The sequence below is a fragment of the Klebsiella grimontii genome, assembly GCF_042137965.1.
GTDB classification, from domain to species: domain Bacteria; phylum Pseudomonadota; class Gammaproteobacteria; order Enterobacterales; family Enterobacteriaceae; genus Klebsiella; species Klebsiella grimontii.
Genome location: NZ_CP169721.1, coordinates 542,461 through 565,430 on the forward strand (window position 1 = coordinate 542,461; position 22,970 = coordinate 565,430).

28 protein-coding genes are annotated in these 22,970 nt (G+C 54.2%); 15 read left to right on the forward strand and 13 right to left on the reverse strand.

The annotated features are described in order from the left end of the window. The first annotated feature begins 380 nt into the window (after positions 1–380). From ACE3MN_RS02575 to mtgA, 4 genes are all read left to right on the forward strand, one after another. The gene (locus ACE3MN_RS02575; protein WP_102650350.1) at positions 381–1,316 is read left to right on the forward strand and encodes a TIGR01212 family radical SAM protein; all 936 of its coding nucleotides are present in this window, start codon (positions 381–383) and stop codon (positions 1,314–1,316) included. A gap of 142 nt (positions 1,317–1,458) precedes the next feature. Continuing rightward, positions 1,459–3,798, forward strand: a complete 2,340-nt coding sequence (arcB, locus tag ACE3MN_RS02580; RefSeq protein WP_024358760.1) for an aerobic respiration two-component sensor histidine kinase ArcB — start codon at positions 1,459–1,461, stop codon at positions 3,796–3,798. Positions 3,799–4,032: 234 nt separating this feature from the next. Next, positions 4,033–4,686: an isoprenoid biosynthesis glyoxalase ElbB gene (gene elbB, locus ACE3MN_RS02585; RefSeq protein WP_024358759.1), complete on the forward strand. Its 654-nt coding sequence runs from the start codon at positions 4,033–4,035 to the stop codon at positions 4,684–4,686. Continuing rightward, positions 4,683–5,408: a monofunctional biosynthetic peptidoglycan transglycosylase gene (gene mtgA, locus ACE3MN_RS02590; RefSeq protein ID WP_024358758.1), complete on the forward strand. Its 726-nt coding sequence runs from the start codon at positions 4,683–4,685 to the stop codon at positions 5,406–5,408. The genes elbB and mtgA overlap by 4 nt, the downstream gene beginning before the upstream one ends. 53 nt (positions 5,409–5,461) lie before the next feature. On the opposite strand, the gene npr is transcribed toward mtgA, so the two are convergent. The 11 genes from npr to ACE3MN_RS02645 all read right to left on the reverse strand — a co-directional run bounded on the left by npr (position 5,462) and on the right by ACE3MN_RS02645 (position 13,353). After that, positions 5,462–5,734, reverse strand: a complete 273-nt coding sequence (gene npr, locus ACE3MN_RS02595; RefSeq protein ID WP_004139771.1) for a PTS phosphocarrier protein NPr — start codon at positions 5,732–5,734, stop codon at positions 5,462–5,464. Further along, the gene (gene rapZ, locus ACE3MN_RS02600) at positions 5,731–6,585 is read right to left on the reverse strand and encodes an RNase adapter RapZ (RefSeq protein ID WP_004106169.1); all 855 of its coding nucleotides are present in this window, start codon (positions 6,583–6,585) and stop codon (positions 5,731–5,733) included. Before rapZ ends, npr begins: the two co-directional genes overlap by 4 nt. 45 nt (positions 6,586–6,630) lie before the next feature. After that, a complete protein-coding gene (gene ptsN, locus ACE3MN_RS02605) occupies positions 6,631–7,119 on the reverse strand; it encodes a PTS IIA-like nitrogen regulatory protein PtsN (protein WP_241449724.1) in 489 nt (162 codons plus the stop codon). Positions 7,120–7,184: 65 nt separating this feature from the next. Beyond that, a complete protein-coding gene (gene hpf, locus ACE3MN_RS02610) occupies positions 7,185–7,472 on the reverse strand; it encodes a ribosome hibernation promoting factor (protein ID WP_004106167.1) in 288 nt (95 codons plus the stop codon). Between the two features lie 22 nt (positions 7,473–7,494). Next, on the reverse strand, positions 7,495–8,928 hold the full coding sequence (gene rpoN / locus ACE3MN_RS02615) for an RNA polymerase factor sigma-54 (protein WP_024358757.1): 1,434 nt from the start codon (positions 8,926–8,928) through the stop codon (positions 7,495–7,497). Between the two features lie 47 nt (positions 8,929–8,975). Further along, positions 8,976–9,701, reverse strand: a complete 726-nt coding sequence (gene lptB, locus ACE3MN_RS02620; RefSeq protein WP_004125705.1) for an LPS export ABC transporter ATP-binding protein — start codon at positions 9,699–9,701, stop codon at positions 8,976–8,978. A gap of 6 nt (positions 9,702–9,707) precedes the next feature. Continuing rightward, positions 9,708–10,253 (reverse strand): lipopolysaccharide ABC transporter substrate-binding protein LptA, encoded by a 546-nt coding sequence (gene lptA, locus ACE3MN_RS02625; protein ID WP_004125703.1) that lies wholly within the window; start codon positions 10,251–10,253, stop codon positions 9,708–9,710. Further along, positions 10,222–10,797 (reverse strand): LPS export ABC transporter periplasmic protein LptC, encoded by a 576-nt coding sequence (gene lptC, locus ACE3MN_RS02630; RefSeq protein WP_004125700.1) that lies wholly within the window; start codon positions 10,795–10,797, stop codon positions 10,222–10,224. The genes lptA and lptC overlap by 32 nt, the downstream gene beginning before the upstream one ends. Further along, positions 10,794–11,360, reverse strand: coding sequence for a 3-deoxy-manno-octulosonate-8-phosphatase KdsC (kdsC, locus tag ACE3MN_RS02635; RefSeq protein WP_024358756.1), 567 nt, complete (start codon positions 11,358–11,360; stop codon positions 10,794–10,796). Before kdsC ends, lptC begins: the two co-directional genes overlap by 4 nt. 14 nt (positions 11,361–11,374) lie before the next feature. Beyond that, a complete protein-coding gene (gene kdsD / locus ACE3MN_RS02640) occupies positions 11,375–12,379 on the reverse strand; it encodes an arabinose-5-phosphate isomerase KdsD (protein ID WP_171820852.1) in 1,005 nt (334 codons plus the stop codon). Beyond that, positions 12,376–13,353, reverse strand: a complete 978-nt coding sequence (locus ACE3MN_RS02645; protein WP_004139780.1) for a calcium/sodium antiporter — start codon at positions 13,351–13,353, stop codon at positions 12,376–12,378. The genes kdsD and ACE3MN_RS02645 overlap by 4 nt, the downstream gene beginning before the upstream one ends. Positions 13,354–13,562: 209 nt before the next feature. On the opposite strand from ACE3MN_RS02645, the gene mlaF reads away from it, so the two are divergent. The 7 genes from mlaF to murA all read left to right on the forward strand — a co-directional run bounded on the left by mlaF (position 13,563) and on the right by murA (position 18,369). Further along, positions 13,563–14,375, forward strand: coding sequence for a phospholipid ABC transporter ATP-binding protein MlaF (mlaF, locus tag ACE3MN_RS02650; protein ID WP_004125691.1), 813 nt, complete (start codon positions 13,563–13,565; stop codon positions 14,373–14,375). A gap of 7 nt (positions 14,376–14,382) precedes the next feature. Next, complete coding sequence (gene mlaE / locus ACE3MN_RS02655) at positions 14,383–15,165, forward strand: lipid asymmetry maintenance ABC transporter permease subunit MlaE (RefSeq protein ID WP_004125690.1); 783 nt, start codon at positions 14,383–14,385, stop codon at positions 15,163–15,165. 4 nt (positions 15,166–15,169) lie between these two features. Further along, positions 15,170–15,721 (forward strand): outer membrane lipid asymmetry maintenance protein MlaD, encoded by a 552-nt coding sequence (gene mlaD, locus ACE3MN_RS02660; protein ID WP_004139782.1) that lies wholly within the window; start codon positions 15,170–15,172, stop codon positions 15,719–15,721. An 18-nt stretch (positions 15,722–15,739) separates the two neighbouring features. After that, entirely contained in the window at positions 15,740–16,375 is a 636-nt protein-coding gene (mlaC, locus tag ACE3MN_RS02665) for a phospholipid-binding protein MlaC (RefSeq protein WP_004125682.1), read from the forward strand. Next, positions 16,375–16,665 carry a lipid asymmetry maintenance protein MlaB gene (gene mlaB, locus ACE3MN_RS02670; RefSeq protein ID WP_004125681.1) on the forward strand — a complete coding sequence of 97 codons (291 nt, stop codon included), beginning with the start codon at positions 16,375–16,377 and terminating at the stop codon, positions 16,663–16,665. The genes mlaC and mlaB overlap by 1 nt, the downstream gene beginning before the upstream one ends. 135 nt (positions 16,666–16,800) lie before the next feature. Beyond that, positions 16,801–17,055, forward strand: coding sequence for a BolA family iron metabolism protein IbaG (gene ibaG / locus ACE3MN_RS02675; RefSeq protein ID WP_004106141.1), 255 nt, complete (start codon positions 16,801–16,803; stop codon positions 17,053–17,055). Positions 17,056–17,109: 54 nt separating this feature from the next. After that, complete coding sequence (murA, locus tag ACE3MN_RS02680; RefSeq protein WP_024358754.1) at positions 17,110–18,369, forward strand: UDP-N-acetylglucosamine 1-carboxyvinyltransferase; 1,260 nt, start codon at positions 17,110–17,112, stop codon at positions 18,367–18,369. A 56-nt stretch (positions 18,370–18,425) separates the two neighbouring features. On the opposite strand, the gene sfsB is transcribed toward murA, so the two are convergent. Further along, positions 18,426–18,698, reverse strand: a complete 273-nt coding sequence (gene sfsB, locus ACE3MN_RS02685) for a DNA-binding transcriptional regulator SfsB (protein WP_004139786.1) — start codon at positions 18,696–18,698, stop codon at positions 18,426–18,428. Between the two features lie 198 nt (positions 18,699–18,896). After that, complete coding sequence (ispB, locus tag ACE3MN_RS02690) at positions 18,897–19,868, reverse strand: octaprenyl diphosphate synthase (RefSeq protein ID WP_004139788.1); 972 nt, start codon at positions 19,866–19,868, stop codon at positions 18,897–18,899. 259 nt (positions 19,869–20,127) lie between these two features. Between ispB and rplU the strand changes: the two genes are divergently transcribed. From rplU to cgtA, 4 genes are all read left to right on the forward strand, one after another. Then, positions 20,128–20,439: a 50S ribosomal protein L21 gene (gene rplU, locus ACE3MN_RS02695; RefSeq protein ID WP_004106123.1), complete on the forward strand. Its 312-nt coding sequence runs from the start codon at positions 20,128–20,130 to the stop codon at positions 20,437–20,439. Between the two features lie 19 nt (positions 20,440–20,458). Beyond that, on the forward strand, positions 20,459–20,716 hold the full coding sequence (rpmA, locus tag ACE3MN_RS02700) for a 50S ribosomal protein L27 (protein ID WP_003861831.1): 258 nt from the start codon (positions 20,459–20,461) through the stop codon (positions 20,714–20,716). A 95-nt stretch (positions 20,717–20,811) separates the two neighbouring features. Further along, positions 20,812–21,777, forward strand: coding sequence for a DMT family transporter (locus tag ACE3MN_RS02705; RefSeq protein WP_004139791.1), 966 nt, complete (start codon positions 20,812–20,814; stop codon positions 21,775–21,777). Positions 21,778–21,792: 15 nt separating this feature from the next. Then, the gene (gene cgtA, locus ACE3MN_RS02710) at positions 21,793–22,965 is read left to right on the forward strand and encodes an Obg family GTPase CgtA (protein ID WP_004125676.1); all 1,173 of its coding nucleotides are present in this window, start codon (positions 21,793–21,795) and stop codon (positions 22,963–22,965) included. Positions 22,966–22,970: the final 5 nt, after the last annotated feature.

Consider the following 22,970-nt stretch of genomic DNA (forward strand, 5'->3'; position numbering starts at 1 on the left):
ATACTGATTTTTAATAAAATAATGGTCTTTTGAATGCCAGGGAAGCGCAGGGAACGGCGTGATCGAGTGTGATCTGTCTCACTATATCGACGGCACGCTATTATCGTTCTGTGCTGAAGTGTTCATTTATTGCAGTTTTTTAAACTGGTTTTTGTTTGATTAAAAGTTATTGGTACTGTTTTATGCCCTGGTAAAGATAATGGCAAATCAGAGGCTATATATAAGGAAAACTCATTACCATGATGGTGAATTAAATTGCAGTTATCTTGATTGTTTATGCAATGAGATAAGCGGCCGCGTTGACGATTGATCCAGGTCATCGCCGTCGGTAGCTAAAAATGGCAGGCTTGGCCCCTTTCTTAAGGCCGGTCTATCAGATTATGCAGTTACAAAAATTAGTCAATATGTTTGGTGGGGATCTTATGCGCCGCTACGGTGAAAAGGTTCATAAACTGACGCTGCACGGTGGATTTAGTTGCCCAAATCGCGATGGCACCCTTGGTCGCGGCGGCTGTACGTTCTGTAATGTCGCCTCTTTTGCCGATGAAGAACAGCAGCACAGCTCGATCGCTGAACAGCTGGCCCATCAGGCGCAGCGGGTTAACCGCGCAAAATGCTATCTGGCCTATTTCCAGGCTTATACCAGCACCTTTGCCGAGGTACAGGTACTGCGCTCCATGTATCAGCAGGCGGTCAGCCAGGCGAATATCGTCGGGCTCTGCGTGGGCACTCGCCCGGACTGCGTCCCCGGAGCGGTATTGGATCTGCTGTCTGAATATCGGCAGCGGGGTTATGAAGTCTGGCTCGAGTTGGGTTTACAAACCGCGCACGATAAAACGCTGCGCCGAATTAATCGCGGCCACGATTTTGCCTGCTACCAGCGTACAGCTCGTCTGGCGCGCGAGCGGGGCCTCAAAGTGTGCAGCCACCTTATCGTTGGCCTGCCGGGTGAAGGGCAGAGCGAATGCCTTGAAACGCTAAAACAGGTGGTAGAGACCGGCGTAGACGGCATTAAGCTGCATCCACTTCATATTGTGAAGGGCAGCATTATGGCCAGGGCGTGGCAGGCCGGAAGGTTGCAGGGTATTGATCTGGCGGACTATACGGTCACCGCAGGCGAGATGATCCGCCATACCCCGCCAGATGTGATTTATCACCGTATTTCCGCCAATGCCCGACGTCCGATGCTGCTGGCGCCGCTGTGGTGTGAGAACCGTTGGACCGGGATGGTTGAGCTGGATAAATATCTCAATGAATACGGCGTTCAGGGGTCAGCTATTGGTCGTTGCTGGAGATCTCCGGCCGCTACCGAATAACGTCATCGCCAGCCGCATTCCGGCTGACCGCTACCCCCAGGCAGGCGCGTAACTACAATCCTTCCCGCATTTTTCGCACAACTTACAGCGTCTTGCTCAGAATTGAGTATTATTGTGCGAAGTTGTCGCGAAGGAATCCCTTATGAAGCAAATCCGTATGCTGGCGCAGTATTATGTTGACCTGATGATGAAGCTGGGTCTGGTGCGCTTTTCCATGCTGCTGGCCTTTGCGCTGGTGGTGCTGGCGATCGTCGTGCAGATGGCCGTTACTATGGTGCTGCACGGCCAGGTGGAAAGTATTGATGTGATCCGCTCTATCTTCTTTGGTTTGCTGATTACGCCGTGGGCGGTCTATTTCCTGTCGGTGGTCGTTGAGCAGCTGGAAGAGTCCCGGCAGCGTCTTTCGCGGCTGGTGGAGAAACTGGAGGAGATGCGCGAGCGCGATCTCAAGCTGAATGTGCAGCTTAAGGACAATATCGCCCAACTTAATCAGGAAATCGGCGAACGTGAAAAAGCTGAAGCGGAACGTGAAACGACGCTTGAACAGCTGAAAATTGAGATGAAGGAGCGTGAAGAAACGCAAATTCAGCTTGAACAGCAATCGTCCTTTCTGCGCTCCTTCCTTGACGCTTCACCGGACCTGGTTTTCTATCGTAATGAAGATAAAGAGTTTTCAGGCTGTAACCGCGCCATGGAACTGCTGACCGGTAAAAGCGAAAAACAGCTTATTCATCTGAAGCCGCAGGATGTCTACAGCGAAGAGGTGGCGGAGAAGGTGCTGGAGACGGATGAGAAAGTCTTCCGCCATAACGTTTCGCTCACCTACGAGCAGTGGCTGGATTATCCGGACGGGCGCAAGGCCTGCTTTGAAATCCGCAAAGTGCCCTATTATGACCGCGTCGGTAAGCGGCGCGGCCTGATGGGGTTCGGTCGTGATATTACGGAGCGTAAGCGCTATCAGGACGCGCTGGAGCGGGCCAGCCGCGATAAGACCACCTTTATCTCAACGATCAGCCACGAGCTGCGTACGCCGCTTAACGGCATCGTCGGGCTGAGCCGAATCCTTCTCGATACCGACCTGACCGACGAACAGGAAAGATACCTGAAAACCATCCACGTCTCAGCGGTAACGCTGGGTAATATCTTCAATGATATTATTGAGATGGATAAGATGGAGCGGCGTAAAATTCAGTTGGATAACCAGCCGGTTGATTTCACCGGCTTCCTTGCCGACCTTGAAAACCTCTCCGGCCTGCAGGCGCAGCAGAAAGGGCTGCGCTTTGTGCTGGATCCTTCGCTTCCGTTGCCGCATAAAGTGATCACCGACGGAACGCGTTTACGCCAAATCTTGTGGAATCTAATCAGCAACGCCGTGAAGTTTACCCCGCAGGGTGGGAGCGTGAACGTGCGCGTGCGCTATGACGAAGGGGACATCCTGCACTTTGAAGTGGAAGATTCAGGCATTGGCATCCCTGAAGCGGAACAGGATAAAATTTTCGCCATGTATTACCAGGTGAAAGATAGCCAGGGCGGCAAGCCAGCGACAGGTACCGGCATCGGACTCGCTGTGTCGCGGCGTCTGGCGCGTAATATGGGCGGCGACATTAGCGTTGCCAGCCTGCCGGGTAAAGGGGCCACGTTCACGCTCACCGTACACGCGCCGGCCGTGGCTGAAGAGGTTGAAGACACGCTGGCGGAAGATGAAATGCCATTACCTGCGCTGAACGTGCTGCTGGTGGAAGATATTGAGCTCAACGTGATCGTGGCGCGTTCGGTACTGGAGAAGCTGGGCAACAGCGTGGATGTGGCGATGACCGGTAAGGCTGCGCTGGAGATGTTTGTACCCGGCGAGTACGATCTGGTTCTGCTCGATATTCAACTACCGGATATGACTGGGCTCGATATTTCTCGTCAGCTGAAACAGCGCTTTGCCGCCGATGAGCTTCCCCCGCTGGTTGCGCTTACCGCTAACGTCCTGAAGAACAAGACTGAGTATCTGGAAGCGGGAATGGATGATGTTCTGAGCAAGCCGTTATCGGTTCCGGCATTAACCGCTATTATCAAAAAATTCTGGGATGCGCCGGAAGAGGAGGAGAATGAGATGCCATCTGTAGATATCAGTAAATCAGCTTCCGTACTGGATATTCCGATGCTTGAGCAGTATATCGAACTGGTAGGGCCGAAGCTGATTAATGACGGTCTGGCCGTTTTCGAAAGAATGATGCCTGGCTACATGGCGGTTCTGGAATCAAATTTAACCGCTCGCGACCAGAAAGGTATCGTCGATGAGGGGCATAAGATAAAAGGCGCTGCGGGCTCTATCGGTTTGCGCCATATCCAGCAGCTAGGCCAGCAGATCCAAACCCCGGATTTACCGGCCTGGTCGGATAACGTTGGCGAATGGGTTGAAGAGATGAAATCCGAATGGCAAAACGATGTCGCGGTACTGAAGGCGTGGGTAGCGGCGGCAGATAAAAAATGACCCCGGATAAACCGGGGTGCGCGAATACTGCGCCAACACCAGGGAACGGGTCATTGCGCCAGAATCATTTGAGTGATTTTTTTACACGGCGCAACCTGAGGATTTGGCTTACTCGCTCATTAAGATAGCAAACCTTAAATATTTTGTTACGTGAAACAGTAAAATATGTGAAGCATAGCGAGTAAATCAAAATTTTTGACTGCTTTCATAAACTTGTACTAAGGGGCTGATGTGATGAAGAAAATTGGTGTAGTGCTGAGCGGTTGCGGCGTTTATGACGGAAGCGAAATTCATGAAGCCGTTATTACCCTGCTGGCTATTGCCCGCAGCGGCGCTCAGGCTATCTGCTATGCGCCTGATAAAGCGCAAACCGATGTTATCAATCACCTGACCGGCGAAGCGCAGGCGGAAAGCCGTAATGTGCTTGTGGAAGCGGCGCGTATCGCGCGCGGAGAGATTCAGCCTTTAGCAAACGCCCGGGTGGATGCGCTGGACGCGCTGATTGTGCCCGGCGGTTTTGGCGCGGCAAAGAACCTCAGCAATTTTGCTTCGCAGGGAAGTGAATGTGAAGTGGATAGCGATCTCAAGGCCCTGGCGCTGGCGATGCATCAGGCGGGTAAACCGTTGGGCTTTATCTGTATCGCTCCGGCGCTGTTGCCTAAAATATTCTCTATTCCGCTACGCGTCACTATTGGTACCGATCTTGATACCGCCGATGCGGTAGAGGAGATGGGGGCCGAACACGTGCCTTGCCCGGTCGATGACATTGTGGTTGATGAAGACAATAAAGTGGTGACGACTCCCGCGTATATGCTGGCGCAGAACATCGCCGAAGCGGCGAGCGGAATTGAAAAGCTGGTTGCTCGCGTATTGGTTCTGACGGCATGACATTTCGCTTTTCGCCGTTGCGCTTGATTAAACGTTTTTTGCTGAGGCTGCTGCTGGCTTGCGCGGTGCTATGGGGCGGCGGGGTTGTTCTGTTTAGCATCGTCCCCGTCCCGTTTTCAGCGGTGATGCTGGAGCGGCAGCTCGGCGCCTGGCTCTCAGGGAATTTTCATTACATCGCCCATTCCGATTGGGTGGGCATGGATGAAATTTCTCCGTGGATGGGGCTGGCGGTTATTGCCGCGGAAGACCAGAAATTCCCGGAGCACTGGGGGTTTGACGTCCCGGCGATTGAGAAGGCGCTGGCACACAATGAACGCAATGAGAACCGCATCCGCGGTGCGTCAACCCTGTCGCAGCAGACGGCAAAAAACCTGTTCCTGTGGGATGGTCGCAGCTGGCTAAGAAAAGGGCTGGAGGCGGGGCTGACCGTTGGCATTGAGACGGTCTGGAGCAAAAAGCGGATCCTCACCGTTTATCTGAATATTGCGGAGTTTGGTGAAGGGACGTTTGGCGTTGAAGCCGCATCGCAGCGCTATTTTCACAAACCGGCCAGCAGATTGACGGCTGCTGAAGCCGCGCTTTTAGCGGCGGTTTTGCCTAATCCCATTCGCTTTCGCGCTGATGCGCCGTCGGGTTATATTCGCAGCCGCCAGGCGTGGATCCTGCGCCAGATGAGGCAGTTAGGCGGGGAAGGGTTTATGCGGGCGAATCAGCTACATTGATGATTTCACGGCTCAGTACCCCGGAAGGCGCGCCGCGACCGGGGGAGTGAAATCTAATCCTCATCAAACCCGGCGTTGAACAGCGCGATAACCGCTGCCAGCGCCTCCACTTCTTGCGGGCCGTTGGCTTCAATCTCAATCTGCCGCCCTTTAGCTGAGTCAAGCATCAGCAGGGCAATCACGCTATTCGCTTCAGCTACAGTTCCTTCATCATTGCGCAGCAGCACTTCAGCATCGTAGTTCTGCATTAATTCAAACAGCTTCATCGCCGGGCGAGCGTGCATCCCCAGCTTATTGGTGATTTCAACGGTTTGCTTAACGGTCATGATTTGCGTTTTTCCAGCGTCCGATGACGGGACTGCACGTTCTTACCGCGCGAGCGGAAGTAGTCAGCCAGCTGTTCGGCGATGTAAACCGAACGGTGTTTACCACCGGTACAACCAATAGCTACCGTCAGATAGCTGCGGTTATTGGTCTCCAGCATAGGTAACCATAGCTCAAGATAGCTGCGGGTCTGGTAAATGAAATTGTGAACTTCCGTGTGCCGGTCGAGGAAGGCGGCCACGGGTTTATCCAGACCGGTCATCGGGCGCAGCTTCGGATCCCAGTGCGGGTTCGGCAGGAAGCGTACGTCGAAAACGTAATCAGCATCAATGGGAATACCGTGCTTAAAGCCAAAGGATTCAAACACCATCGTTAGCTCGCGTTCGCGCTTGCCTAACAAACGCGTGCGCAGCATTTCTGCCAGCTCATGTACCGACATTTCTGAGGTATCGACGATCAGGTCAGCGCGGGAACGCAGAGGTTCCAGCAGGTCGCTCTCTTCATCAATGGCGCTCTCCAGCGACAGGTTTTTGCTGGAGAGGGGATGCAAACGACGCGTGTCGCTGTAGCGGCGAATCAAGGTGTTACGATCGGCATCCAGGAACAGCAGCTGAGGTGAAAACTCTGCGGGCAGATTTTTCATCGCCTGCTCGAAGATTTCCGGCGACTCAGGCATGTTTCGCACGTCAATACTGACCGCGGCCGAGATGTTTCTGTCGGCGAGCGAGCGCGCCAGCTCGGGCAAGAGCACAACCGGCAGGTTATCCACGCAGTAAAAACCCATATCTTCCAGCGCTCGCAGGGCGACGGATTTCCCCGACCCTGAACGGCCGCTGACGATCATCAGTACCATGTACCGTTTCTCCTCAGTACGATAAAGAGTAAGGTGCGACCCCTGTTATGCCTCATCGCTGCTTCCTGCTTCAGTGATGATTTCATATAGCTCTTCATCACTTTGCGCAGCGCGCAGACGGCGGCAAATCGTTTTATCCGCCAGACGTTTCGCCACCAGCGAGAGCGTATGCAGATGCGTTTTTGTCTGATCTGCTGGAACGAGAAGGGCAAACAGAAGATCGACGGGTTGATTGTCGATAGCATCGAAGGCAATCGGGGTTTCCAACTGGACAAAAACGCCCACGGCCCGCAGCGTATCCTCTTCGAGTTTGCCATGGGGGATTGCAATGCCGTTGCCAATCCCGGTACTGCCCATTTTCTCACGGGTAAGGATCGCCTCGAACACTATCTGGGACGATAAGCCTAACTGCTTTGCCGCCAGCTCGCTGATGATTTCCAGCGCGCGTTTCTTGCTCTGGCAGTGAACCTGGCTACGGGTACATTCCTGGTTAAGGACATTGCTCAGTTGTAGAGCCGAATCGTTATTTATCATAATTTCACCTGAGCTCTCCTTGCCAACCGCCGGCAGGCGGTTGGCGTAGGCGATTGCCCGGACAATTAGTGTTGTTTCAGTTTATCTTTATGTTTTGTTAACTGTCTTGCCAGCTTATCGATAAGACCATCGATAGCAGCATACATATCCTGGCCTTCCGCACTGGCATGGATTTCGCCACCGTTGACATGCAGATTGGCGTCCGCAATTTGCGTCACCTTCTCCACTTTTAACACAATGTAGACCTGGTTGATCCTGTCGAAAAACTGCTCCAGTTTGCTGAACTTCGCGGTAACGAAATCGCGCATCGCGGGGGTTATCTCGACGTTGTGTCCTGTAATGTTGAGCTGCATAGTGTCTTCCTTATCGGTTGGGTCAAACCAGCTGCTTGCGCTGATTTGACGGCGGAATGGATAAAGACTCTCGGTACTTAGCAACGGTTCGCCGTGCCACCATAATACCCTGATCGGATAGCATGGTGGTGAGCTTACTATCACTCAATGGTTTCGCGGGGTTTTCCGCGGCGATTAATTTCTTCACCAGCGCGCGAATGGCCGTCGACGATGCTTCGCCGCCGCCTTCGGTGTTCACATGGCTGGAGAAGAAATACTTCAGCTCAAAAATACCGCGTGGACTGTGCAGGTATTTTTGCGTAGTAACGCGTGAAATAGTGGATTCATGCATTTCGACGGCCTGAGCGATATCCGCCAGCACCATCGGTTTCATAAACTCTTCACCTTGTTCAAAAAAAGCCTGCTGCTGTTCGACGATACAGCGGCTGACGCGCAGCAGGGTGTCGTTGCGGCTCTCCAGGCTCTTGATCAGCCAGCGCGCTTCCTGCAGGTTGCTACGGATAAACTGGCCGTCAGCGTCATTGCGCGTGCTGTTACCCATAGCGGCATACTGCTGATTGATCTTCAGGCGCGGAAGGCTATCTGAATTGAGCTCAACCACCCAACGATCGTTGACTTTACGCACCAGAACGTCAGGAATGACATATTCTGGCTCGCCAGTTTGGATCGACTGTCCCGGGCGCGGATCCAGCGATTGGATCAGATTTACCGCTTCCTTTAACACTTCTTCTTTGAGGCGGGTTACGCGCATCAGGCTGCGGAAGTCGTGGTTGGCCAGCAGATCGAGATGATCGCTGATGATCAGGCGGGCTTCTTCAATCCACGGCGTCTCTTTGGCAAACTGTGAAAGCTGAACCAGCAGGCAATCACGCAAATCTTTTGCCGCCACGCCGACGGGGTCGAAACGCTGAATGCGCTTGAGAACCGCTTCAACTTCTTCAAGTCCGATTTCATCGTCGCTAATACTTTCCACGATGTCTTCGACAGAAATCGTCAGGTAGCCGGTATCATCAACGGCATCGACGATAGAGGTCGCGATGGCGCGATCGGTATCGGTGAATGGCGTAAGTTCAACCTGCCACATCAGGTAATCCTGCAGGCTTTGCGTGGTCTCTCCCTGGTAGACGGGCAGTTCGTCATCCTGGTAATCGACGCCGTTGCCTGATGGCGTTCCGGCGGTGTAAATCTCATCCCAGCTGGCATCAAGCGGCAGCTCTTCGGGCATCTCTTTTTGCTCAAGGGCGTCGACGGTATCCAGAGATTCGCGATCCTCGGCCTCTTTGGTTTCTACCTCATCGTGAAGATCGGTTTGCTCCAGCAACGGGTTGCTGTCCAGCGCCTGCTGGAGTTCTTGCTGGAGTTCTAACGTGGACAGCTGCAGTAGACGAATCGCCTGCTGCAGTTGTGGCGTCATGGCAAGCTGTTGGCTTAGCCTTAATTGCAAACCTTGCTTCATATTCAGGGCCAATATCTCCGGCTAAAACGTCTGTAACCTCTACCCTATCAGAGTCTGAAGTCTTCCCCAAGATACACGCGCTTAACCTGCTCGTCTTCAAGGATTTGCTGCGGCGTACCGTGGGCTATCAGGTGGCCCTGGCTGACGATATAAGCACGCTCGCAAACGGCCAGCGTTTCCCTGACGTTATGGTCGGTTATCAGGACGCCAAGACCGCTGTCGCGCAGGTGTTCAATAATGCGTTTGATATCGATAACGGAGATGGGGTCAACGCCGGCAAAGGGTTCATCCAGCAGGATGAATTTCGGGTTAGCGGCCAACGCGCGGGCGATCTCGACGCGGCGCCGTTCACCACCGGAGAGCGCCTGGCCGAGACTATCGCGCAGGTGCTCAATGTGAAACTCCTCCATCAGCTCTTTCGCGCGATCTTCGCGCTGCTCGTTGCTGAGATCGTCGCGAATCTGCAATACCGCCATCAGGTTATCGTAAACGCTCAGCCGGCGGAAAATGGAGGCCTCCTGCGGCAAATAGCCGATTCCGCGACGCGCGCGCGCGTGCAGCGGCAGCAGGCTGATGTCTTCATCATCGATGATAATGTTGCCCGCGTCGCGCGGTACGATACCAACAACCATATAGAAGGTAGTGGTTTTACCGGCGCCGTTCGGACCGAGCAGGCCAACAATCTCGCCCGAATTCACGGTCAGACTGACATCTTCCACGACGCGGCGGCCTTTATAGGCTTTAGCAAGATTCTTTGCAGTTAATGTTGCCATAACGAATTACTTACCCTTCTTTGACTGATCGCTACCTTTATCCTGCAGCTGCGAAGGAACCAGAACCGTGGTCACGCGCCCGCCTTTATTGCTGAAAGCCTGCATTTTTTGTTCTTTCACCAGGTAAGTGATTTTGTCACCCTGGATATTGCTATCGATCTGTTCCAGATGCGCATTGCCGGTCAGGACGACAAAGTCGTTTTGCAGTTCATAATGCATTTTCGACGCGCGGCCTTTTACCGGTTTGCCGTTGTCCTGCATCTGGTAGAAGGTGGCCGGGTTACCGTAGCCATCGATAACCTCTTTGCCTTTTTCGCCGCCCGGACGGGTCACGACGACTTTGTCGGCGTTGATTTTGATCGTACCCTGAGTGACGACGACATTACCCGTAAAGGTAACGACGTTGCCCTGCATATCCAGCGACTGCTGATCGGATTCAATATGAATCGGCTGATCGGTATCACCCGTTTTGGCCTGTGCCGACAGGCTGGCGGCCAGTAAGGCGCTGGCGAGCGCAATCTTAAGGCTGAGTTTGTTTGTTCTGAATTTCATATGAGGTTCTAACCTTTTCAATCAGCTCGGCATTTTTGCTGCGCAGGTTCCCGCGCATTTTCAGGCCGCTGGAATTAAATGTTGTTCCGTACAACGTCACCATGTCATCGGAGGTAACATCCTGCGTCACCAGGTTTATCTGGGCGTTATCCGTCGTAATTTTGCGCAGTTGAGAATCCGCCGTCAGCGCATTAACCTCAACGTGCCCGTAAAGATACAGCATGCGGTCATTCGTCAACTTAGCTTTATCCGCTTTGATAGACCAGGTTGGTACTTTATTCGTATCGAAGGTGGTCATCACCGGTTTTGCGAACCACGAGAGCTGCTGTTCGGAAAAATACTCTACGTGTTCCGCGATTAGCCGGTAGTTAAGCGCCCCTTCGGGACTATAAACGACGGTATCGGTATGCTCGCTGGTATACGTCGGATCGTCAGGATTGATCGCTTGCTGGGTGGCATCGTCCGTACTCGCCAGGTTCAGGCCGATCAGGATCAGCGCGACCAGCGATAGTAAAATGATAACCCAACGTCTGGTTTTACTCATATAGATTGCCCTTTGGCCTCATCCAGCTTGCCCTGCGCCAATAGTAGCAAATCGCACACTTCGCGTACCGCTCCGCGACCGCCGTTGATACGAGTGACGTAATCCGCGCGCGGGAGCAGCAACGGATGCGCATCGGCTACCGCTATGCTTAAACCCACTTCAGCCATCACCGGCCAGTCGATCAGATCGTCGCCAATATAGGCCACTTCATCCGCGCTAACGGCCAGTTTATTGAGTAGCTCATGAAACGCCAGCAGCTTATCAGACTGCCCCTGGTAGAGATGGGTGATGCCGAGCGTCTGGCAGCGATCTTCCACCAGTTTAGCGTTTCGCCCGGTAATTATCGCTACTTCAATCTCTGAAGTCAGGGCGCAGCGGATACCGTAGCCGTCGCGCACGTTAAACGCTTTCAGCTCTTCGCCGTTGTTGCCCATATAGATAAGACCGTCGGACAGAACGCCGTCCACATCAAGTATCAGTAAACGGATCTTCGCCGCCCGGTCAATAAAGCCCTGACTTACCGGACCATAGCAGGTCGTTATCAGGGCATCAGCATTATTCATTATTTTTTCCTTACTTACACTACGCCCGCGCGCAGGAGATCGTGCATATGTATCACACCTACCAGACGGTCGCCATCGGCAACCAGTACGCAGGTGATATGACGGGACTGCATCAGGTTCAGCGCATCAACGGCCAGCGTACCGGGACGGATGCGGATGCCGCCTCGCGTCATGACTTCGGCGATGCTGGCGTTACGCATATCAATGCCGGTATCAAAGACGCGGCGCAGATCGCCATCGGTGAAAATGCCGATGATATTCATTTCATCGTCGCAAATAGCGGTCATGCCTAAATTTTTGCGCGTGATTTCCAGCAGCGCATCGCGCAGCGTGGCCTCCAGGCCAACATGCGGAATTTCATCGCCGGTGTGCATGATATCATTGACCCGCAGCAGTAGCTTACGGCCCAGCGCGCCGCCGGGATGCGATAGCGCAAAATCTTCAGCGGTAAAACCGCGGGCTTCCAGCAGCGCGACGGCAAGGGCATCGCCCATCACCAGCGCGGCGGTGGTGCTTGATGTGGGGGCCAGCCCTAACGGGCAAGCCTCTTTGGGCACCTTCACGCACAGATGAATATCCGCCGCGCGCGCCATGCTGCTTTCCGGTCGGCTGGTGATACAGATAAGCGACACCTGCTGGCGCTTAAGCACCGGGATCAGGGCGAGAATTTCATTTGATTCCCCGGAGTTAGATAGCGCGATCACTACGTCGCAGGGGGTGACCATGCCCAAATCGCCGTGCGCGGCCTCGCCGGGATGGACGAAGAATGCTGATGTCCCGGTGCTGGCGAACGTTGCGGCCATCTTTCGCCCGATATGGCCGGATTTACCCATTCCCATCACCACAACTTTACCGGTACAGCGAAAAATGGTCTCACAGGCACGGGTAAAATCTTCATTAATATATTGATCGAGCTGGGCCAGACCTTCACGTTCAATGTCCAGCACCTCACGGCCTGCCCGTTGAAAGTCAAAATCCGCTGGCAAATCTATTTGCGACATAATGTTATCCCGAATCATTCAACGAAGAGCGGCGCTGTCCAGTACAGCATCGCTAACCAAAGCACAAAACCACCCAGCAGCAGGGCGCCGGCAAGGCGACCGGGCTGTTGTTTACGACGCCAGCACAGCACCGCGAAGATCAGGCTGACCAGCAGCATGACGCCATAGTCGCGGGTAAAGGCCTCGGCGGCAAAGGCGCCAGGCGCAATCAGCGCGGGGAGCCCGAGAACCAGTACGATATTCAGAATATTAGCGCCAATGATATTGCCGATGGCGATGTCATTTTCGCCTTTTCGCGCTCCGGCGATGGCGGTGGCCAGCTCGGGCAGGCTGGTGCCGATGGCAACGACCGTTAAGCCGACGGTCAGTTCGCTGATGGCAAAAAAGTTTGCCAGCACCGTGGCGTTATCCACCACCATCCGCGTGGCCATCGGCATCACTATCATCGCGACGCCCAACCAGAGCAGCGCGACGGGAAGCGAGCCCTCCCGCGGCAGCTCCGCCAGCTGTTCACGGGTCAGGCTGTCGTTCCCCTGGCGTTCCGCAAGGCGGGCAATCTTAAGGGTAAACAACAGCCACAGTACCGCCAGCGCCAGCAAAAAAAGGCCATCTATCCGCGTAATCTGCCCGTCGTACAGCACAAATCCTGCCAGTAAACTGACCAGCAACATTAGCGGCAATTCGCGGCGCAGGATATCAGAATGCACGGTAAAAGGTTGAAACAGAGCGGTGAGGCCGAGGATCAGCAGGATATTGGTGATATTCGATCCCAGAGCTGTGCCGATCGCCAGATCGGTTTGCCCATGCAGGGAAGCGGCGGCGGAAACAATGACTTCCGGTAAACTGGTACCGATGCTGACCACCGTCATCCCTATAATAAGGGGGGGGATTCCCAGCATACGGCAGAGTATTGAAGCGGCGTAGACCAGACGATCGGCGCTGTAGACAACCAGCAATAAACCAATAATTAACAGAGCCGTCGCTAAGAGCATCTAAAGTCCTTTCTTCAGGTATAATCGTCGCCTCGCTGGCCGTCCGTAGGCAGCGTAACGAATTCTTAATTTTGACTTTATGTGTGCCAAAAGTAAAACAAATGCCAGCTTTCGCTAACCCGGGCGGGTAAGATTCTGTAAAAATGTTGGGTTTGTGGTGAAAGAAAGCGCCATGCTTAGCCCGACGGGTGTCTAGTAAGGATGATTTTATGAGCCAGAGTTCGGCGAATCTAGTCGAAGTGCGCGGTATTCGCTTCTCGAGGGGCGATCGCGTGATCTTCGATGATATCTCGCTATCGGTACCCCGCGGCAAGATCACCGCGATAATGGGGCCATCAGGGATCGGCAAAACCACCCTGTTACGTCTGATCGGCGGTCAGATCCCGCCCGATAAAGGCGAGATCCTGTTTGATGGTGAAAACGTACCGCAGATGTCGCGCTCGCGCCTGTATACCGTCCGCAAGCGCATGAGCATGCTGTTTCAGTCCGGCGCGCTGTTCACCGACCTGAACGTGTTTGATAACGTCGCTTATCCGCTGCGCGAGCATACGCGTTTGCCGGAAGCGCTGCTGCACACCACGGTGATGATGAAGCTGGAGGCCGTCGGGCTACGCGGAGCCGCGAAGCTGATGCCTTCTGAGCTCTCCGGCGGCATGGCGCGCCGTGCCGCGCTGGCGAGGGCGATTGCGCTGGAACCTGATTTAATCATGTTCGATGAGCCCTTTGTCGGGCAGGACCCCATTACGATGGGGGTGCTGGTGAAGCTGATTTCTGAACTCAATAGCACCCTGGGTGTCACCTGTATCGTGGTTTCGCATGATGTGCCGGAGGTGCTCAGCATCGCGGACTTCGCATATATCGTGGCGGACAAAAAGGTGGTGGCGCACGGGAGTGCGCAGTCGCTGCGCGAAAATGCCGATCCTCGGGTTCGTCAGTTCATTGATGGTATCGCCGACGGCCCGGTGCCGTTCCGCTATCCGGCGGGTGATTATCATCATGATTTATTGGGCAAAGGGAGTTAAGCGACTCATGTTGTTAAATGCGCTAGCCGCGCTTGGGCATCGCGGTATTAAAACTATCGCGACGTTCGGGCGTGCTGGATTAATGCTCTTCAACGCGGTTGTCGGCAAGCCTGAGTTTCGCAAGCATGCGCCGCTGCTGGTGCGTCAGCTGTATAACGTTGGCGTGCTGTCGATGCTGATCATCATTGTCTCGGGGCTGTTTATCGGTATGGTGCTGGGTCTGCAGGGCTATCTGGTGTTAACCACCTATAGCGCCGAAACCAGTCTGGGCATGCTGGTGGCGCTGTCGCTGCTGCGTGAACTGGGGCCGGTGGTCGCCGCGCTGTTGTTTGCCGGGCGTGCCGGTTCGGCGCTGACTGCCGAAATTGGCCTGATGCGCGCAACCGAGCAGCTCTCCAGCATGGAGATGATGGCGGTCGACCCGCTTCGCCGCGTGATCTCTCCGCGCTTCTGGGCGGGGGTGATTTCACTGCCGTTGTTAACGATTATTTTTGTGGCGGTCGGCGTTTGGGGCGGCTCGCTGGTCGGTGTCAGTTGGAAGGGCATCGATGGCGGATTCTTCTGGAGCGCGATGCAAAACGCCGTTGACTGGCGGATGGATCTGGTTAACTGCCTGATTAAGAGTCTGGTTTTCGCCATTACGGTAACATGGATCGCGTTATTTAACGGTTATGACGCTATCCCCACTTCCGCCGGGATTAGCCGGGCGACGACGCGTACCGTGGTACATGCGTCGCTGGCGGTTCTGGGGCTGGATTTTGTGCTGACTGCGCTGATGTTTGGGAATTGAGTTCATGCAAACGAGAAAAAATGAAATCTGGGTAGGGGTATTTTTACTGGTTGCGCTGCTGGCTGCGCTGTTTGTCTGCCTGAAGGCGGCAAACGTAACCTCTTTACGTACCGAACCGACTTATCGGCTCTATGCCACTTTTGACAATATCGGCGGTCTGAAAGCGCGCTCTCCGGTACGGATTGGCGGCGTTGTCGTCGGACGCGTGGCGGATATCACGCTCGACCCTAAAACCTACCTGCCTCGCGTTGCTCTCGATATTGATGAGCGCTACAACCATATCCCGGATACCAGCTCGCTGGCGATTAGAACTTCCGGTCTGCTGGGCGAACAGTACCTGGCGATGAACATCGGGTTTGAAGACCCGGAGTTGGGAACGGCTATCCTTAAAGATGGCGGCACCATTCAGGACACCAAATCCGCCATGGTGCTGGAAGATTTGATAGGCCAGTTCCTTTATAACAGTAAAGGTAGCGACAATAAGAATTCTGGCGATGAACAGTCTGCCGGGGAGAGTCATACTGACGCTACGCCGCCAGCCGGCACGACGCACTAATTTCAGGAGAGATAAGACATGTTTAAACGCTTACTAATGGTCGCCATGCTGGTGATTGCCCCTTTGACTGCGGCCACCGCCGCGGACCAATCCAATCCCTATAAGCTGATGGACGAAGCGGCGCAGAAAACCTTCGATCGCCTGAAGAACGAGCAGCCTAAGATTCAGGCTAACCCGAACTACCTGCGCGACATCGTCGATCAGGAACTGCTGCCCTATGTTCAGGTGAAATACGCCGGCGCGCTGGTATTAGGTCGTTATTACAAAGAAGCGACCCCGGCGCAGCGTGAAGCCTATTTCGCCGCCTTCCGCGAATATCTGAAACAGGCCTACGGCCAGGCGCTGGCGATGTATCACGGTCAGACCTATCAGATTGCGCCTGAGCAGCCTCTGGGCAGCGCGACCATTGTTCCTATTCGCGTCACCATCCTCGATCCGAATGGCCGTCCGCCGGTTCGCCTGGATTTCCAGTGGCGTAAAAATACCCAGACCGGTAACTGGCAGGCGTACGACATGATTGCGGAAGGGGTGAGCATGATCACCACTAAACAAAACGAGTGGAGCGACCTGCTGCGTACTAAAGGCGTTGATGGTCTGACGGCGCAGCTGAAGGCAAGCTCCGCGCAGCCGATTACTCTGGAACAGAAAAAATAATGACCGGGCAGCTGAGCTGGACTCGCGATGGTGAGACGCTGGCGCTGCGCGGAGAGCTGGACCAGGATCTTCTGGTCCCGCTGTGGGAAGCACGCGCTCAGGCGACGGATGGCGTGTCCGCAATCGACCTGAGCGCCGTGACCCGCGTGGACACCGCCGGGCTGGCGCTATTAGTGCATTTTATCGCACTGGTTCGTCGGCAGGGCGGGGAAGCGAAGTTGACCGGGAAGAGTGAAAATCTGCAAACCCTGGTCAGGTTGTATAACCTTCCTGCCGATATGATCCCATAACTTTTTCAGTGCTTTACTGCTGAAGCTATTCTGAAAGCCCCATCAAACTTTTCGATGGGGCTTTTTGCTTGTTTAAGACAGCGCCACTTTCCTCTAAGATGTTGGGCTGTTTTCACTATCAGATAAATGTAGCCCATGGAAAATCATGAAATTCAGACCGTGCTGATGAACGCACTCTCCCTTCAGGAAGTCCACGTCTCTGGCGATGGCAGCCACTTTCAGGTTATTGCTGTGGGTGAGATGTTCGACGGCATGAGTCGGGTCAAGAAGCAACAGGCTATCTATGCCCCGCTGATGGAATATATTGCCGATAACCGCATCCATGCTCTGTCGATAAAAGCGTTTACCCCGCAGGAGTGGGCGCGAGACCGCAAACTAAATGGCTTATAAGCTGTGGGGATGTTCCCCGCAGCGTATGTGAATTCTTAACAGAGAACAGAATCAATGGATAAATTCCGTGTTCAGGGGCCTACTCGTCTGCAGGGCGAGGTCACTATTTCCGGCGCGAAAAACGCCGCCCTGCCAATCCTCTTTTCCGCGCTATTAGCCGAAGAGCCGATTGAGATCCAGAACGTACCGAAGCTGAAAGACATCGATACCACCATGAAACTGCTGAGCCAGCTGGGCGCGAACGTTAAGCGCAACGGCTCCGTATGGATCGATGCCGGCCCGGTTGACGTTTTCTGTGCGCCGTATGACCTCGTCAAAACCATGCGTGCTTCGATTTGGGCGCTGGGTCCGCTGGTGGCCCGTTTTGGTCAGGGACAGGTATCACTTCCCGGCGGCTGCGCCATCGGCGCGCGCCCGGTTGATTTACACATTACCGGTCTTGAGCAACTGGGTGCGGAAATCAAACTGGAAGAAGGTTATGTCAAGGCGTCGGTTAATGGACGCCTGAAAGGCGCGCATATTGTGATGGATAAGGTCAGCGTTGGCGCTACCGTAACCATCATGAGCGCTGCGACGCTGGCGGAAGGCACCACCGTTATCGAAAACGCCGCGCGCGAGCCGGAAATTGTCGATACCGCCAACTTTCTCAACGCGCTCGGCGCGAAGATCAAAGGTCAGGGTACCGATCGTATCACCATCGAAGGCGTAGCGCGCCTCGGCGGCGGCGTCTACCGCGTTCTGCCGGATCGTATTGAAACCGGGACCTTCCTGGTGGCGGCGGCGATTTCTGGCGGTAAGATCCTGTGCCGCAATGCTCAACCTGATACGCTTGATGCGGTTCTGGCGAAGCTACGCGATGCCGGCGCGGACATCGAAACGGGCGAGGACTGGATTAGCCTCGATATGCACGGCAACCGTCCGAAAGCTGTCAACGTTCGTACTGCTCCGCATCCGGGTTTCCCGACCGATATGCAGGCCCAGTTCACCTTGCTGAATCTGGTTGCCGAGGGAACCGGCGTGATCACCGAAACGATCTTCGAAAACCGTTTCATGCATATCCCGGAGCTGATCCGTATGGGCGCGCATGCGGAAATCGAGAGCAATACGGCGATTTGCCACGGCGTGAAGCAACTTTCTGGCGCCCAGGTCATGGCGACGGATCTGCGTGCGTCAGCTAGCCTGGTGCTGGCAGGCTGCATTGCGGAAGGGACGACGATTGTCGATCGTATTTACCACATTGACCGCGGCTACGAACGTATCGAAGACAAACTTCAGGCGCTTGGCGCGAATATCGAACGCGTCAAAGCCGAATAAGCCCATTACAGCAGCCCTCTGACGTAGGTCCGGGGGCTGTTGTCTGCAACCTCGCTTTACTTGTTATTCTTCCTCTGACGCATCATCTGCGTTCTGTCGATAAACTGGTGGGTATGGGGATCGTGATAGCGCGATGGCCATATTACCCAGGGATCGGTTTCCAGCGCGTGAGCGATAATCAGCTCGCCCTTGGGCCAGGGCCGAGTCAGCGCATTGGCGAGCGTTGAAGAACTTAAACCATTACGCCGCGATTCAGCTGCCAGCGACGTCCCTTTTTTGCGTAATCCGGCAATAATATCCGCTGGATGCCAGTCGATGAACTTATCCATAAATTCTCCTGGTAATAAACATTCCGTTCGTCCTTAATGGGCGACAAAATGACTATACCTTGAGTTCCAGTAATGTTCTAACAAGTTCTTTTAATGGCTTTGATATTAGGAATATATCAAGAAATAAGGCTGAAATTGGCTTTATTGGTGCTTACTGGAACTTTCCCGCGATTTTACGCGGGAAAGTGAGAGGAGGGGTTAATGGTCGCGCTGCACGGCGATGTGGGCAAGACCAATTAGCGCTTCACGCCACGGGGAATCGGGGAGGACCTGAAGCGCGGCAATCGCTTTATCAGCCTCTTCCTCCGCGCGTTTTTGGGTCCATTCCAGCGAGCCGCAGGCTGCCATGGTTTCCAGTACGGCTTCGAGTAGATGGCGGCCGTTACCCTGCTCGATCGCTCCGCGGATCATGGCGGACTGTTCTGCGCTGCCGTGTTGCATAGCGTGCAGCAGCGGAAGGGTGGGTTTGCCTTCATTCAGATCGTCACCGACGTTTTTACCCAACCGCTCACCGTCTGAACTGTAGTCAAGCAGATCGTCAATCAGCTGGAAAGCGGTGCCCAGATAGCGCCCGTAGTCCTGTAACGCTTTCTCTTGTTCCGCGGTGCAGTCGGCCAGGATCCCGGAGCACTGGGCTGCGGCTTCAAACAAACGAGCGGTCTTGCTATAAATGACCCGCATATAGTTTTCTTCGGTGATATCCGGGTCGTTCACGTTCATCAACTGCAGAACTTCGCCTTCAGCAATGACGTTCACGGCTTCCGACATCACTTCCAGAACTCTCAATGAGCCGAGGCTGGTCATCATCTGAAAGGCGCGGGTGTAGATGAAATCGCCAACCAGCACGCTAGCGGCATTGCCAAAAGCGGCGTTTGCGGTGGCTTTGCCCCGGCGCATATCAGACTCATCGACGACGTCATCATGCAGCAGGGTGGCGGTATGGATAAATTCGATCAGCGCAGCAATGGCGACGTGAGCGTTTCCCTGATATCCCACGGCACGCGCGGCCAGCACGGCGATCATCGGGCGAATGCGTTTACCGCCTCCGCTAACGATGTAGTAGCCTAACTGATTGATAAGCTGAACATCCGAGTCGAGTTGCTCAAGAATTGTCGCATTGACGCCCGCCATATCCTGCGCGGTTAACTCATTGATTTTTTCTAAATTCATCGCAAAAGCCGGGCCAAATGTCCTGTTCCCGCGTATCCAATAGGATCACAGAAGGATTAAGATAGAATTAAAAGAAGATGTGATTGTACTGAAAAATTGCCGCAGATAAACGCTGGAGTGAAAGTTGTGTTTTTTTTCTGCGTTGATCGCTGATCGCTCTTGTCAAAGGCTCGCGTTTTGCGTAATATTCGCGCCCTATTGTGAATATTTATAGCGCACTCTGAATCATACGAAGAGGTGCGCGGAAGCGGAGTTCTATATGTACGCGGTTTTCCAAAGTGGTGGTAAACAACACCGAGTAAGCGAAGGTCAAACCATTCGCCTGGAAAAGCTGGACATCGCAACTGGCGAAGCTGTTGAGTTCGCAGAAGTGCTGATGATCGCAAACGGTGAAGAAATTAAAATCGGCGTTCCTTTCGTTGAGGGCGGCGTAATCAAAGCTGAAGTTGTTGCACACGGTCGTGGCGAGAAAGTTAAAATCGTTAAGTTTCGTCGTCGTAAACACTACCGTAAGCAGCAGGGCCATCGTCAGTGGTTCACTGATGTGAAAATTACTGGCATCAGCGCCTAAGACCTGAGGAGAGATTTAAATGGCACATAAAAAGGCTGGCGGCTCAACTCGTAACGGTCGCGATTCAGAAGCTAAACGCCTGGGCGTTAAGCGTTTCGGTGGCGAATCCGTTCTGGCGGGTAGCATCATCGTTCGTCAACGTGGTACCAAATTCCACGCTGGCACTAACGTAGGTTGCGGTCGTGACCACACTCTGTTTGCTAAAGCAGACGGTAAAGTGAAATTCGAAGTTAAAGGCCCGAACAACCGTAAATACATCAGCATCGTTGCTGAGTAAGTTTTTCGTGGTCCGGTAACGGATTAAAGCCCCGCAACGTGTTGCGGGGCTTTTTACATTGAAAACCCGGAAAATTTTCTGCAGGGAAAACGGGCATGAAGCAGCAGGCCGGCATCGGCATTATTTTAGCGCTCACCACGGCGATGTGTTGGGGGGCCCTGCCGATCGCAATGAAGCAGGTTCTTGAAGTGATGGAGCCGCCGACGGTGGTTTTTTATCGCTTTTTGATGGCAAGTTTTGGTCTTGGCGCCATTCTGGCCATGAAAAGAAAACTGCCTCCGCTGCGTATTTTTCGTAAGCCGCGGTGGTTGATACTGCTGGTGATTGCGACGGGTGGTTTGTTCGGTAACTTCATTCTGTTTAGTTCTTCCTTGCAATATCTCAGCCCCACCGCTTCCCAGGTGATTGGCCAGCTGTCCCCGGTCGGCATGATGGTGGCCAGCGTTTTTGTCCTTAAAGAAAAAATGCGCGGCACTCAGGTTGTGGGAGCGCTGATGCTGGTGAGCGGTCTGGTCATGTTTTTTAACACCAGCCTGATTGAGATTTTTACTCGCCTGACGGACTACACGTGGGGGGTAATTTTCGGCGTCGGGGCGGCGACGGTGTGGGTGTGCTACGGTGTCGCGCAAAAGGTGTTATTGCGGCGTCTGGCGTCACAGCAAATCCTTTTTTTGCTGTACACTTTATGTACGATATCGCTATTGCCATTAGCGAAGCCTTCGCAGGTACTGGCATTAAGCGACTGGCAGCTGGCCTGCCTGGTTTTTTGCGGCCTGAACACCCTGGTCGGCTACGGCGCGCTGGCGGAAGCGATGGCGCGCTGGCAGGCGGCGCAGGTGAGCGCGTTGATTACCTTAACGCCGCTGTTTACGCTGCTGTTTTCAGATTTATTATCACTGGCCTGGCCCGACGTTTTCGCCAGACCGCTGTTGAACCTGATGGGTTATCTCGGTGCGTTTGTCGTGGTTGCGGGCGCGATGTATTCCGCCGTCGGTCATCGTCTTTGGGGACGATGGCGTAAGCGAGAAGCGGTTGTGCCGCTCCCCCGCTCAGGCGAATGATTTACGGAGAGTAAAATGAAGTTTGTTGATGAAGCAACGATCCTGGTCGTAGCAGGCGATGGCGGCAATGGTTGCGTTAGCTTCCGCCGCGAAAAATATATCCCGAGAGGCGGCCCGGACGGCGGTGACGGTGGTGATGGCGGCGACGTCTGGCTTGAAGCGGACGAAAACCTGAACACCCTGATCGACTATCGTTTTGAGAAGTCTTTCCGCGCCGAGCGCGGGCAAAACGGCCAGAGCCGCGACTGTACCGGTAAACGCGGTAAAGACGTGACGGTGAAAGTGCCGGTAGGAACCCGTGTAATCGACCAGGGGACCGGCGAGACGATGGGCGATATGACCAAGCACGGTCAGCGTCTGATGGTCGCCAAAGGCGGCTGGCACGGTCTGGGTAACACCCGTTTCAAATCGTCCGTAAACCGTACTCCGCGTCAAAAGACGATGGGGACGCCGGGCGATAAGCGCGATCTCCAACTGGAGCTGATGCTGCTGGCGGACGTCGGGATGCTGGGGATGCCGAATGCGGGTAAATCGACCTTTATTCGTGCCGTTTCCGCTGCCAAGCCTAAAGTCGCTGACTATCCGTTTACGACGCTGGTGCCAAGCCTCGGCGTGGTGCGTATGGATAACGAGAAGAGCTTTGTGGTGGCGGATATCCCTGGGCTGATTGAAGGCGCAGCGGAAGGCGCAGGCCTCGGTATTCGCTTCCTGAAGCACCTGGAGCGCTGCCGCGTGCTGCTGCATCTCATCGATATCGAGCCGATTGACGGCTCCGATCCGGTTGAGAACGCGCGGATTATTATCGGTGAGCTGGAAAAATACAGTGAGAAGCTGGCTTCTAAGCCGCGCTGGCTAGTCTTTAACAAGATTGACCTGATGGATAAAGCTGAGGCGGAAGCGAAAGCGAAAGCTATCGCGCAGGCGCTGGGCTGGGAAGATAAATTCTATCTGATTTCGGCGGCCAGTCAGCAGGGCGTAAAAGACCTGTGCTGGGACGTGATGACCTTTATCATCGAAAACCCGATTGTCCATGCGGAAGAAGCGAAGCCGGCCGAAAAAGTCGAGTTTATGTGGGACGACTATCATCGTCAGCAGCTTGAAGAAGCTGAAGTGGAAGATGATGAAGACTGGGATGACGATTGGGACGAAGACGACGAAGAAGGCGTCGAATTCATCTACAAGCGTTAATTCCG